Source organism: Synechococcus sp. PCC 7335 (assembly GCF_000155595.1).
GTDB lineage: Bacteria > Cyanobacteriota > Cyanobacteriia > Phormidesmidales > Phormidesmidaceae > Phormidesmis.
On the sequence record NZ_DS989904.1, the window covers coordinates 555537 to 568379 of the forward strand.

Annotated in this window: 9 protein-coding genes; 2 read left to right on the forward strand and 7 right to left on the reverse strand. The window is 47.7% G+C overall.

Annotated elements, in window-relative coordinates; all coding sequences use genetic code 11:
• Positions 1-29 precede the first annotated feature (29 nt).
• Both S7335_RS02465 and glyA read right to left on the reverse strand, forming a co-directional pair.
• On the reverse strand, positions 30-1088 hold the full coding sequence (locus S7335_RS02465) for a glycosyltransferase family 4 protein (RefSeq protein WP_038015484.1): 1059 nt from the start codon (positions 1086-1088) through the stop codon (positions 30-32).
• Positions 1089-1443: 355 nt separating this feature from the next.
• The gene (gene glyA / locus S7335_RS02470; RefSeq protein WP_006453540.1) at positions 1444-2727 is read right to left on the reverse strand and encodes a serine hydroxymethyltransferase; all 1284 of its coding nucleotides are present in this window, start codon (positions 2725-2727) and stop codon (positions 1444-1446) included.
• Between the two features lie 446 nt (positions 2728-3173).
• Here glyA and crtB point away from each other — a divergent pair, with 446 nt between their 5' ends.
• Entirely contained in the window at positions 3174-4109 is a 936-nt protein-coding gene (gene crtB, locus S7335_RS02475) for a 15-cis-phytoene synthase CrtB (protein ID WP_006456130.1), read from the forward strand.
• A 313-nt stretch (positions 4110-4422) separates the two neighbouring features.
• On the opposite strand, the gene S7335_RS02480 is transcribed toward crtB, so the two are convergent.
• Together S7335_RS02480 and S7335_RS02485 are read right to left on the reverse strand one after the other, a co-directional pair.
• Positions 4423-4866 (reverse strand): RNA-binding protein, encoded by a 444-nt coding sequence (locus S7335_RS02480; RefSeq protein ID WP_006457309.1) that lies wholly within the window; start codon positions 4864-4866, stop codon positions 4423-4425.
• Positions 4867-5847: 981 nt separating this feature from the next.
• Positions 5848-8319 carry a zinc metalloprotease HtpX gene (locus tag S7335_RS02485; RefSeq protein ID WP_006453901.1) on the reverse strand — a complete coding sequence of 824 codons (2472 nt, stop codon included), beginning with the start codon at positions 8317-8319 and terminating at the stop codon, positions 5848-5850.
• Between the two features lie 130 nt (positions 8320-8449).
• On the opposite strand from S7335_RS02485, the gene S7335_RS02490 reads away from it, so the two are divergent.
• Complete coding sequence (locus tag S7335_RS02490; RefSeq protein ID WP_038015486.1) at positions 8450-9205, forward strand: sulfite exporter TauE/SafE family protein; 756 nt, start codon at positions 8450-8452, stop codon at positions 9203-9205.
• A gap of 173 nt (positions 9206-9378) precedes the next feature.
• On the opposite strand, the gene S7335_RS02495 is transcribed toward S7335_RS02490, so the two are convergent.
• The 3 genes from S7335_RS02495 to prfA all read right to left on the reverse strand — a co-directional run bounded on the left by S7335_RS02495 (position 9379) and on the right by prfA (position 12750).
• Entirely contained in the window at positions 9379-10644 is a 1266-nt protein-coding gene (locus S7335_RS02495; protein WP_006456956.1) for an exonuclease SbcCD subunit D, read from the reverse strand.
• 66 nt (positions 10645-10710) lie between these two features.
• The gene (locus S7335_RS25625) at positions 10711-11562 is read right to left on the reverse strand and encodes a hypothetical protein (protein ID WP_006455315.1); all 852 of its coding nucleotides are present in this window, start codon (positions 11560-11562) and stop codon (positions 10711-10713) included.
• An 84-nt stretch (positions 11563-11646) separates the two neighbouring features.
• Positions 11647-12750 (reverse strand): peptide chain release factor 1, encoded by a 1104-nt coding sequence (gene prfA, locus S7335_RS02505; protein WP_006456389.1) that lies wholly within the window; start codon positions 12748-12750, stop codon positions 11647-11649.
• Between the last annotated feature and the right edge of the window lie 93 nt (positions 12751-12843).

Consider the following 12843-nt stretch of genomic DNA (forward strand, 5'->3'; position numbering starts at 1 on the left):
GTTTTCCATATTTAATTTTTCATAAATGGCTACTTTGCCAACCGCACTGCTTTCCAGCCCGTATAACTCAGCAGCGCCGTCGACGCGAATACAAAGGGAATGCCTGCTCTTAAACCAGAAAATGCCATTGCCAAACTACCCACCCACAGCGCCAGCACATAGATAAACATCACTGTGAACCGATGAGAGAATCCAGCATTGAGCAGACGGTGGTGCAAATGACGCTTGTCCGCAACAAAGGGAGACAGTCCCTGCCGTAACCGTAGCAAAATCACAGCAGACATATCCAAAATTGGCACTGCTAACGTTAGAGAAGGCAACAGTACCGCTACGGTCGTCACCCCTTTTACCAGCCCAATAACACCTACACCTGCTAACGTAAAGCCAATAAAATAAGCACCGCCATCGCCCATAAATATCTGAGCCGGATTGAAGTTGTAGCGTAAGAAAGCCAAGGAACCACCCGCTAAGGCCGCTGCAATCAATGCCGCTGCAGGCTGCCCCATATACAGACTCACAACCATCATCACGACAGCAGCAATCCCAGAGACACCGGCCGCTAAGCCATCCAAGCCATCGATCCAATTAATCGCATTGGCCATACCAACCAACCAGAATATGGTAACTACCAGACTCAACCAAGCTGGCAGTTGAGTGATCCCAATAAAAGGAATCGTCAGAAAGCGAATATCAACGCCTACCCACCAAGCAACTGAGGCCACTGCAGACTGCATAATCAAACGGCTAATCGGTGATAGACCAAACAAGTCATCAATCAAGCCGATCAAGAAGAAGGCTAGGCCGCCTAATGTGACCCCCCAAACCGAATATTCAGCAACGCGTACTAGCGGCTCACCGTCGCTACCAAGGAAACCACCCGCGCCCCACACCGACAGCAATGCCACCAAAACGCCGACAAAAATAGAGACACCACCTAAGCGCACCATCGGCTGACTGTGGACTTTTCGAGCCCCAGGCAAATCCACTCTACCGCTGGCAAGACCGGCCTTTCTAACAAGCGGTGTTAGGCATAAAACAACGACAGCAGAAAGAACAAAAGCAAGCAGATGGTAAAACGAGAATCCCATCGGAAGGAGGAGGTAGGGTGGGCAGAGTTCAAAGATAAGTACTTTTCAAGGGTAGATGCTTAAAACAAAGCCGCTGGTGAAAGGATGGGCGATTAGCGACACCATTATCTAACAAAACAAAAATCAGCGAATTCACCTGTCAATTTATCATCGTATTGATCTTTGAGCGACCGTAAGAAAGCCTCTAATTTTCTAGATCTTCCCCAAAGTCGGTTTGGTAGATTGTGCTTGCATTAGACAGTTTGTGCCTGGACTAATATGTGCCTGGACTAAATAGTAATGTCCAAGCTTAGAATTACTAACACTTCAGATATTGAGTATCGCCGGTATCAGTATCGCTAGATATTAGTAACACTTAAACCAAAGCTGGCTCGGGCGATCGCAGATGAGGATACAGCGGAAAGCGATCACACAAATCCGCTACTCGCTGCTGGCAGTCTGATTCCACATTGCTATCATCAGGGCTCAGCAGCCTATCAGCAATGATGTCGGCAATCTCTTCAAACTCCACCTCGCCCATGCCTCGCGTCGTCATTGCAGGCGTACCTAAACGCAGTCCGCTAGTAACAAATGGAGACTCTGGATCAAAAGGAACCGTATTTTTGTTAGCTGTAATATTCACCTCGCTGACCAAAGCATCTGCGATCTTGCCGGTCATTCCTATAGAACGAAGATCTACTAGCACCAAATGATTGTCTGTACCATCAGAAACCACCTTGATACCCCGCTTTTGCAGCTGCGCAGCTAACGTCTGAGCATTTTTGATCACCTGCCCACAATAGGTCTTAAACTCGGGCTGTAGCGCCTCGCCAAAGGCAACCGCTTTAGCCGCGATCACATGTTCTAATGGCCCGCCTTGACTACCTGGGAAGACAGCTTTATCGAACTTTTTACCTAAGTCCGCATCGCGAGTCATGATCAACCCGCCGCGAGGTCCACGTAGCGTTTTGTGAGTGGTCGTGGTGACTACATCACAATGAGGTAGTGGATTGGGATGATGACCGGTTGCGACTAGCCCAGCAATATGGGCAATATCAGCCATCAGATACGCACCAACTTCATCGGCGATCGCCCTAAACTTTTCAAAGTGTATCGTCCGAGGATAGGCTGAATACCCACAGATGATCAGCTTAGGCTGGTGTTCTACGGCTATTTGACGAATTTCATCAAAATCCAGCTGTTCGCTCTCCCGATTCACGCCGTACTGAACTACGTTGAACCATTTACCCGAGTAATTCACGGGCGAGCCATGCGTCAGATGACCACCGTGAGACAAATCCATCCCTAGAATCGTATCACCTGGCTCTAGCAGAGCTAAAAACACGGCAAAGTTCGCTTGTGCGCCAGAGTGAGGCTGAACATTTGCATGAGCGGCCCCGAACAGAGCCTTTACTCGCTCAATAGCTAGATGCTCCGCTTGATCAACAAACTCGCAACCACCGTAGTAACGTTTGTTTGGCAGTCCTTCAGCGTACTTATTTGTCAGCACAGAGCCCTGAGCTGCCATTACCGCTGGAGAGGTGAAATTCTCACTAGCAATCAGCTCTAGATGAGTCTGCTGACGGTTCAATTCTCTATCAATAATCGCGGCCAGTTCTGGGTCGCTCTGCTGCAAAAAGTCTACGTTAGACTGTCTCATCAATTTCCCTTCAATCCACTCTATTTTTTGTATGCAAGCCTGACATGAATACACTCACGCAGTTGTATTAAAACGATTCAGCTAGTCACCTTGATAAGATTTTTATGATAGCTCGCCGCAAACATCGAGCCATCAACAAATCTCGAAGAAATTCTATAAGGAAAGAGAATAAAAGTGGGTAGATAGATTCAATAGATTACTTAACAAATTCCCAAAAGGACAAAGGGCTACTGTGTCTTGTCTCTATTTGCAGCTCAAAACGCCATTGCTACAAGAGAAATTGAGGTTCGCCTCAAAATGTAACGCTTTGAAACATATAATAAGAAGATTATGCATTGCCTAGCCACGTTTTGGAAACAACGATTCCCTGCTGGCGATCGCAATCGCAGGACGCTTTGGGCTGACTCGTCCAACGACTATTGTTCATTTTCCAGTTTGAGGCATTGATGCTGCAGCTGACCCATCCTTCAACGACCCTTACGCCTAAGTTTGTATCGCTCCAAGAGTCCTACGAACAATGTCGTCAAATCACGGCTGAGTGCTCCAAGACGTTCTATATGGGAACGTTGCTCATGCCTGAAGCCAAGCGCAGGGCGATCTGGGCGATCTATGTTTGGTGCCGTCGAACCGATGAACTGGTAGACGGACCGCAGGCGAAGTTTACAACAGAAAGCACTTTAGACCACTGGGAATCTACGTTAGAAAGTCTGTTCTCTGGCCATGCGAAAGATAACTTAGACGTCGCTATGGTTGACACTCTAGAGCGCTACGAACTAGACATTCAGCCTTTTCGAGATATGATCGATGGCCAGAGAATGGATCTCTATCGCTCTCGCTACACAACTTTTGAAGAACTAAAGCTTTACTGCTATCGAGTAGCAGGCACAGTCGGTCTGATGTCGACCGTAGTAATGGGGATGGATACTGAGATTAATGCCTCGCCTTGGATGTGTTCGAATCCAGCAAGTCCTCCTATTCCCGAAGCCGTTTCGTTGGGAATAGCAAACCAGCTAACCAACATTCTTAGAGACGTAGGCGAAGACGCCAGAAGGGGCCGCATCTACTTGCCGCTAGAAGATTTAGAACTATTTGACTACACCCAAGAAGATCTCTTGAAAGGGGTGATAGATGATCGATGGCGAGCGCTCATGCGATTTCAGATCCAAAGAGCACTTAAGTACTATCAAGAGGCAGAAAGTGGAATCAGCCGTCTACATCCAGATGCTCGCTGGCCTGTGTGGACGGCCTTAATGCTATACAGAAAAATTTTGGACGTTATCGTCGAGAATGATTACGACGTCTTTAATCGCCGTGCATACGTCTCTAAGGCTCGCAAGCTACTCTACCTACCTCAGGCGCTGGTGCGATCGCAGATCTCTTGAGAAGACAAGTAAGATAACAAGTTGCTACGAAGAAAAGACAGCGCTGTCATGCGTACAGTCTGTCTTTACTATAAAATCAGCTATTCCTTACTATAGAGTTAGCTATATAGTCGCTTAAGAGCTACATAGCAGCTATCTCGTACTATTTCACCTTATTGCAGCGCAGCAGCGTGGATGAACCACCAGCAGGTGACCCACCAAGAGAAACAGCAAGCTGAACGACTCGCAGTGCCTATATGGCTATCGAACAAGCCTAAAGAGCACTGCAAATCAAAGCCACCACTAATGAACTTGCTAAAGCTATAGCGGGTGCTTAAGAAGCAGTTGTCTGTGCGGCTAGCATTTCTTTGAGCTTAGCTAAGTCCTGTGCCCAACGAGGATCAGGGCCAGCATCAGCAGTTTGACTTTCCGCCACCACGACGTTGTTACCACCGCGTTTGCCACCGCTTTTCTTCTGACGACGCTGAGGGCTATTCTCACCGCGAGAACCTTCGGTTTCTTTTTCTGTGCGTGGCATTGCCTTTTCCACTTTCAAGGTGGCATCTTGCAAAGTAAACCCGTTGTACTTCTCAACAAGCGCATCTGCTGTCGTATCGTCTTTAGCCGTCACAAAGCCGAATCCGCGACATTTACCGGTCTTACGATCTGAGATCAGCTTAACTGAAACCAGATTGTCACTATCTTCAGTGAAAATAGCCTCGAATTCTTCGCGCTCAAGGCTCCGTGGCAAGTTGCCAAAGTACAAACGAACTGACATGTGAGTATAACCCTCTAACTCTTTTAACTTTTTAAAAAACTTTCATTCAATAGATAAGCTTTACAACCACCGCAAAGCAGGGTCGAACCACCGCAAAGCAGGGTCGTCAGTACACTTAGCTAGTACAAACATGGGGCCAGCAGAAACATGGGAGACCCTTTTTATCACACTGTTTGTTTCCAAAAGAGCAGCTATCTCTCTGAGTCAACCGCTCAAAGCTCCTAAAGAAACCTTCGCTTTGACTGCTGCGAAAGCCTAAAAAACCGCCTAAACGCAATATGAAAAGACCAGCCTCTATCTAGAATGCAATTACAACTCAACAGAAGTAGCCAAGCTCCTGTTCTCGATGCAGCCATAGCGTAAATTCTGCTGCTCATCCTTTGGTTTTTTGACAGCTGATTTTCCAAACAGTTGCCTGATCAAGAGTAGAGCTAGCATGTAAGCTACGTAGCTAGTTTCTTACTTAGCCATTATTAAAATATCACGATGTCAGGTACCGAACCAATTTATCAAGATAACTTACAGCCTCGGTGAGATAAGGGCTTACGGCAGAACGCCTCTATTTTCATGAGCATTTCGTTCTCAGAAATAGAATAAAAGTAGTCTCAATGCTTATTTCGCTAGAAGCTAAAGAGCTAACTCCATCTAGGTCAGGTTTGGTCAATTGCAATATATAGCTATCTGCACTCTGCGCGATTACTTGGGTGGGTAGACAATAAACAGCCAGCCGTTAAATAAACGACTGGCCTAGTTGCTGTGTTGAGAGTAGGAGAACCCGTGCCTAACACCAGATGTGCGCGATCTCTAGACCGCTTACTCACCTAGTCAATAGACAAAACAAGCTCTTGCGAACGAATGTAGCACTCTTTGCCTAGTGTTCGCAACATTTCTTTATATTGGTGTCGTCTGATCGACGTACGCCGTGGTAACACAGCTTTATCAAAAGCTTCGCTTCTGCATGGGTGTGGCACTACTTTGTAGCTAATGACCTTGTAGTAAAAGCCACAGTCCTAATCCAGTAGTGGTGGTGGCAAGGAGAAGTGAATAGATTGGATGGGCAGCCTGAAGCATCCTATTATTGCTTAACCTAATCTGATGAATATCGACCCAGGGCTGAATACCTCGGCGAAACCAGCCTGTAACCTGTACCGACTCGCCTTTGGTCATCCAGAAAGATTTTGGTCTGTTCAGGAGGTTACCTAAGGGTCCGATTGAAGAAAAAAAATGGAGTTTGACTAAGCCGCAAGATGTCTGTATACAAAGGTCTTGGCCAAGCCAGTTAGCCAGGCCGGGCCTACTTCGCAAAGTGCCGGTAAGCCTGACTGGCAGACTATCTATGGGCAAAAGCTTAGGGTGAGATATCCAATTGGATACGGGATGGCTAGAAAGGGAACAACCCGCGGATGAATGGCCAGAGGCTATTGAAGAAAGCTCTCTAGAAGAAGGTAAGTCTGGGAAGAAACGATTAATCCGCAGGAGGATGCCTACTCCAGTTCCTATTAGCAAACAGCATTGGAAAAGACCAGTGTCTTGATACATCCAATCGAGTACCGGCCATTTAAGCGCATAGGCGATCGCGCCAATTCCCCAAAGCACTATGCCCGTGACTAGCCCTAATACTAGCCCGCAGTATGGCGTTCCCTGCTTGAAAAGTCTTTTCCACGCTTGCTTTGATAGTGCATGCCGTTTGCGATAGGAATTGTCGAACGAGATCTCTGGTGTGAGTTTCCAGTGTTTGGCATAGGCGGTGAGTGTGCATAGGCGATCGCCTAGCGGTGGCTGCGAATTCAAAAAGCCCATCCAGTTTCGTAATGGGTTTTTGGTATCCCAGGCAAATAAGTCAGCTAGAGGAAGATGACCATATAGGTGCTGCCTAAAGAGATCGGCACAAACAGGCATCAGTAAAGATAGGCTTTCGATCCAACTTGGCGTATAGCCTTGCTGCTCTATAGCATCAGCTAAACCAAAAGAGAGTTTGGTAAGTGCTCTAATTAGACCATTAGGATTACCAGTAATTTCGGTAGCAAAGCGATCGCCATAATAAGTTCGTACCCTAGCTAACCATAGCCCTGGCACACGCACTAGCCAAAAGAGTGCATAGCTCACATTGGCAATCGTCCCGGCTACCCACCTTAGCAACAGGCCGCGTTTGTTTCCCCACAGGGCTAGCTGCCAATACGTCTGATGAAGGATCTGCAGTAGCAGAGCGTGAACGGTGAGTAGCGGCCAGTGCCCGCTTTTCCAATGAGATAGCTCGTAGGCAAATAAAGTGGCAAGCTCATCTTTTTCTAGGGTAGAGAGCAATCCGTCTGAGACGACTAACCTCGCATTGCGAGGTAGCCAACCGTAAGAGAAAATCAGCGGAATAGTTGTCGGCAGCTTCCACAAGCGCGGCAGCTTCCACCGACGCTGCCGACAGTATTGACTGATTAGGCGAGCAGCTTCGGGCGAGTAAGTGCGTAGCTGACTAACCAATAGCGGTTGACTATCTGCGTAGCAACGTAAATAGAGATCCCATAGCCATGGAGAAGCAATCGTAATCGCGAACAAAACAATGAGCAAAGGCCAAGTGATCTCCTCAAAGAGGTCAGGCAGCTGCCAGACGCCGAATGGTAGTCTCTCGTCGAGGAATGATAGACAGCTATTAAGGAGTGCTGCAGCTCTATGAATAAGAAAGCGTAGGAGAAAGTAGAGAGCGATCGCACTTCCAAGTTGAGCTATCCATAGCTGTGATTGCTTAATCCGTCCTAGCGATCGCCCTTTATCTAGCCGACCAGCATAAATCCATAGACAGTCTTTTGTAGGATTTAGCTCGCCTGTTACTTCTGTCTGGTCTACCTCCTGCATTATTTCGTTGTTGAGATAGGCATAATGGAACATCGAAACTCGATTAGGTGTTTCGGCGTTAGGTGCTTCAACATTAGGTGCTTCAACAACAGTCGCTGAAGAAACAGTGGGTTCTATTGTTTCATCAAGCGGGCTAGGCGGCATCTTCGTAGAACTAGTCGGGCCAACAGCGCCTTCTACCGCTGAAGAGTTTGAGTTGACAGCTTGTGAATCAGAGGCAATCGGTTGAAAGCCACTTTTGAGCTCACAGCTAGAGCACTCAGGCTTAGAAGCATCATCTGACGTAGCCATTTGAATGGCCAGCTGGCGATCAATCTGACGATTAATATTGATCAATGCCAACTCTGACCACTTTCGCGCTGCAGGCATCGACGTTGTTTGTATAATCCTTTGACATAGTGCTTTAGCTTTAGTCCATTGCTTCTGAGCGATGTAGACTCGCACTAAACCTAGGTTTGCTTTCGTGTAATAGGTCCGACTTCCCATCTTTGTAAGTCGAACAAACAAAGAAGTAGCCTGCTCGTAGTCGCCCTTTTGATAAGCAGCGATACCCATCTGAAATACTTTTTCTAAATCCGTTGCAGACGCTGGCATAAAAGCTGTCATGAATAGGAACTCTGGCGTAAGGGTACGCAGGTTCTCAGAAAATCTAACTTCCGTGCCATGCCACACCACTACCGCTTACTATTAAGAAACGGTTAACAATCCTTCACAAACTTAGTTTCTTCTAGTCTTAATGTCCGACGTCTTACTCTTAGTTCTGCTCTCGTCTATCAGTTTTACGGCCTGGTTCACCAGCATGTTGGTAGGCGGTGGCAGTTCACTGATTTTGATTCCATTAGTGACTCTGCTGTTGGGAGCTGCTTCAGTCGCCCCTGTACTGACTATTGGTAGCATCATAGGCAATGTCCAGCGGAGCGTTCTGTTGTGGCAGCATATCGACTGGAAACTAACGCTTTGGCAATTGCCCGGTGTGACAGCTGGTTCTCTGGTGGGTGCTTACGCCTTCACAAAAATACGGGCGGAAGGGCTGCAGTTTTTTATTGCGATCGCCCTTGTCTATATGATGGTTCACTCTTTGCTTAGTCACCGTATACAAATGCCCGCTATCAGCATCAGAGCATGGCACTTTTTACCTTTAGGATTTTTCAGTGCAATTGTTTCTGGCTTAGTCGGCAGTACCGGGCCGCTGCTAAACCCTGCCTACCTCAACTATGGATTAGAAAAGGAGCGGATGATTGCTACTCGCTCAGCCGGATTCACGCTCACGCACACAATCAAGATTATTGCTTACTCAGTCTTAGGCGTCTTCTCACCTGCGCTTATCGGCTATGGCTTAGTAGTTGGCTGTGCGGCCCTTCCGGCAAATTGGCTAGGGCACAAGGTTCTAGAAAAAATGAGTCCAGAGCAGTTTCAAGTAGCTGCGGTCAGCTTCGTTGGATTAAGTGGCGTATGGATGCTCTGGCAACAGCGGGCGTTCTTTATTCATTAGGGATTTGTACGTTAGCACCGCCCCATCACTCCCAAAACCTCAACAAAATGCACCGGGCTCAACCTACTATCCCAGCTGTTGAGTCGCTTAAGACAGATAGATCCATCAACGAAAACTATTTTCTGGCAGCGCGCAAATTGACTAGCAAGTTTCATATGGCATTAGGGCAGCTGCTAACTGTCCGAGTCCAGAATGGTTTCAACCAGTGAGTAAAGACTGTCTTCACTCTCACCTTCCATCTGTCTCGTTTTCAAATCGATCAAGCCGTGGGCTAGCGTTTCGGCCTGCTTCTTGTAGCGACTATTGGCGCAGAGCAAATCGATAAAAACTTCTTGTTCTACCTGTGAACGGCTAGCATCTTCTGATACATGAGAGATATAGCCGTCTTCTTCTACGTCATAGCGCAGCAAAAATATTAGCGCGTTACAGCGTTCTTGAAGCTGCCTTTGTAGTTGACTGGTGTCTAGTTCGAGACGATCAAAGCCCACAGTGCCAGTAATGCGTAGCTCTATGATGGGTTGCTGATCGGGAATGATTTGTTTCGAATTGATCGCTTTTTCGATGATAGCGATCGCGCCTTCTTCCACCGATTCAATCGCATCTTGACTGCGCAGCTTCTGCTGCAATCGGACAATTGGCCGCTGATGATAATCCGTCTTCAGCTCTGCCCTAATCGTTCCTTCTTGGTCAATCTCGACTAGATAGGCCCCCCGCTCAAACTGGCTTTCCTCAACGTTATTCGCCTCTATTGAGCCTGGATTGAAGATCCAATTCTCCTCGCAGTAGTTCTTGTGAATGTGACCTAGCGCCAAATAATCCACACCTGCCTTCTTCAGCGGCAGCACTTCGCTATAGCGCAAAGCCCCAGAATATCTGGCAATCTGCCCTTCTAGTCCATGGTGAAATAGCAATACAGACGGCCCCTCAGCCTCTGGCAGCTCATCCATCGCCGCTGCAATCTGCTCAATTGCCCTTGGCGCCGCTGCCCCATACCAGCTAGAGCCCAGCACCCGAACGCCGCAGTCTAAATCAATGTATCCACCCCGCTGCCGCTCTTCATCCCAAGGTGAATAAAAGGGCTCACCCGAGTTCACATCCCCAGGCTCCAGCAGCTTTAGCAATCCCCAATCGGACAAGTAGCGTAGCCAGCTAGACTTCGTTCCATAGGGCGCATTATCGTGATTACCCTCGATTGCCAGCACCGGAATACTGGCATCCTTCAAGACTTGAAAGCAGAGTTGTGCCTGATTCAAGATCGCCGGCTTGATATTGCGATGCTCAAACAGATCGCCGCCGATGATCACAAAATCTACCCGCTCGCCCACCGCATATTTCTCTAGAACGTCCTTGAACGAGTAGAAAAAATCTAGGGTTCTTGGTTTGCTGTCGTAGCGATCAAACCCGAGATGAATATCGGACACATGCAAAAACTTAGCCATAGGCGCGGTTGATCAAAACATCTATAAATCGTGCTTTTCGTATTTCGTGGGTCTCTACTCCAACCACTACTCCTTTACACAAGGAGAATTAGTAAGAGCGTCCGACGAGAGACTATAGAATTTATCGCTATAAATATAACGTCCGTACCACTTTCCCACTCTCTGCCCCTCAATCAACGGTTGGCGAAACTGACGGCACGCTGCTCTCAAGTCAGATTCTTCCAGCGCTTTAGTCAAAGCGCTACAAACAATATCTTCGACCTGAAATATACGATCAGGCTGAGACTTCATGACTTCAGTGGCAATCTCTTCTACAGATAGGCTAGCAAACTCTGGCCGAAGAAACTCCGGCCATACTACGTTCTGCTCACGGGCTGTCCAAACCTTTGCCGTTTGGTGCCAATAGGCCGCATCGGAAGAGCGTTGCTTGATGATTTCATCTGGAGCTAGCTCTGCTGGCCAGAATGATAACTTATAGAAATCAACCGGCTCCTCATCTACGAGCGTATCGACATTGCGTCCTTCATCCATACTTCGAGCACAGTAACGCACACGATACGGGCCAGACACAAGCGGAATGCAACAAACACACTCACCATACCAGTCTTGCAAATGAACCCCTTCGTTCGCCGCAATTTCATCAACATAAAAAGGTGCTTCTACAACATCTTCCCAGTCAGCTGTGTCATTCGGCTGCGCATTTAAAACTTCAACACTTAGCCAAACGTCTCCCGTATGCAGACCCGTGTGAAGGAAAATTATTCTAGGAGTGGCCGTACCACAAAGGCCATTTTCTTGGTTAATCAGGCAATCAGCTATATCACCATCCCACTCACCAATATCACCCGCGAACACGTACGCTTGGCCATAGTGAACTGACAGCTTACCGTCGAATATCTTTGATGGAGAAGAGCTCATCGGCCAGCACTTAGATCAAATAGCATGTTTGTACTATGAATATCGTAGCAGAAAGCCCTTCGCGCGTATCTCTCAGAAGATCTACTACACGGCTTCAGTCGTAGAAGCCGCTAATTCTTCCAGGCGCTCTTGCTGATCTTGCGAAATACAGGTTTGAACGACAGTTTCAATATCGCCTTCTAACACAGCAGGCAGCGAAAAGTTCTGATTGAGTCGGTGGTCAGTCACTCGATTGTCTTTGTAGTTGTAGGTGCGAATTTTCTCAGAGCGAGAACCAGAGCCGACTTGAGACTTTCGCATGGAGCTGATTTCGTCTTTTTGCTCTTGTAGCTTCATTTCGTACAGCTTGGCTCGCAAGATTTGCATAGCACGTTCTCTGTTTTGCAGCTGCGATCGCTCTTCCGTACAAAACACCCGAATCCCAGTCGGCTTATGAATTAAATCAACCGCCGTCTCTACCTTGTTCACATTCTGACCACCCGCACCGCCAGAGCGCGCTGTCGTCATCACGATCTCTTTCGGATCGATATGAATCTCTACATCATCTACCTCCGGCATCACTGCCACGGTCGCTGTAGAGGTATGCACTCGTCCGCCCGACTCTGTCAACGGCACGCGCTGCACCCGATGCACACCCGACTCAAACTTCAGCTTGCTGTAGACCTGATTCCCCTGAATCTCCACAATGGCTTCCTTCACGCCACCCATATCAGCCCGTGACTCGCTGAGTAGATTCGCTTTCCAGCCCTGGCCTTCGGCATATCGGCTGTATAATCGCAGCAAATCCCCTGCCCAGATACCGGCTTCATCACCACCAGTACCGGCACGAATCTCTAACATGATGTTCTTATCGTCGTTGGGATCGCGGGGCAGTAATAAAATCTTCAGCCGCTTTTCCAAAGCTGCCAAAGACTCCTCTAGCTCAGTGACTTCCATCGCTGCCATCTCCTTCATCTCAGAATCGCTGGCAGCTTCTTTGTAAACTTCTCTAGCACCCGCAAGTTCTCCGTCAGTCTCTTGCCACTGATGGTAGGTTTGTACAGTTTCTTCAAGCGAGGCTCGCATCTTGGCGATCTTTTGAAACTCATCTGGATCTTTGGCAACATCCGGGTCGGCCATTCGTCGGGTGAGTTCTCCAAACGTCTCCTCTACCGACTCTAACTTTTGTAATAAATAAGATTCAGCCATAGCGTTAGTCGTCAAACGGAGTGATTTTAGAGGTGATTCTAGAGTAGACTGAGCAAAAATTAGGGCTAGAGACTAAGTTGCAAAAAAATATCC

Bases quoted from the DNA above. Each gene is read 5' to 3' on its own strand.
- S7335_RS02480 (WP_006457309.1), bottom strand. From the start codon at position 4,866: ATGTCAGTTCGTTTGTACTTTGGCAACTTGCCACGGAGCCTTGAGCGC.
- S7335_RS02465 (WP_038015484.1), bottom strand. From the start codon at position 1,088: ATGGGATTCTCGTTTTACCATCTGCTTGCTTTTGTTCTTTCTGCTGTC.
- S7335_RS25625 (WP_006455315.1), bottom strand. From the start codon at position 11,562: ATGAGCTCTTCTCCATCAAAGATATTCGACGGTAAGCTGTCAGTTCAC.
- S7335_RS02490 (WP_038015486.1), top strand. From the start codon at position 8,450: ATGTCCGACGTCTTACTCTTAGTTCTGCTCTCGTCTATCAGTTTTACG.
- S7335_RS02495 (WP_006456956.1), bottom strand. From the start codon at position 10,644: ATGGCTAAGTTTTTGCATGTGTCCGATATTCATCTCGGGTTTGATCGC.
- glyA (WP_006453540.1), bottom strand. From the start codon at position 2,727: ATGAGACAGTCTAACGTAGACTTTTTGCAGCAGAGCGACCCAGAACTG.
- S7335_RS02485 (WP_006453901.1), bottom strand. From the start codon at position 8,319: ATGACAGCTTTTATGCCAGCGTCTGCAACGGATTTAGAAAAAGTATTT.
- prfA (WP_006456389.1), bottom strand. From the start codon at position 12,750: ATGGCTGAATCTTATTTATTACAAAAGTTAGAGTCGGTAGAGGAGACG.
- crtB (WP_006456130.1), top strand. From the start codon at position 3,174: ATGCTGCAGCTGACCCATCCTTCAACGACCCTTACGCCTAAGTTTGTA.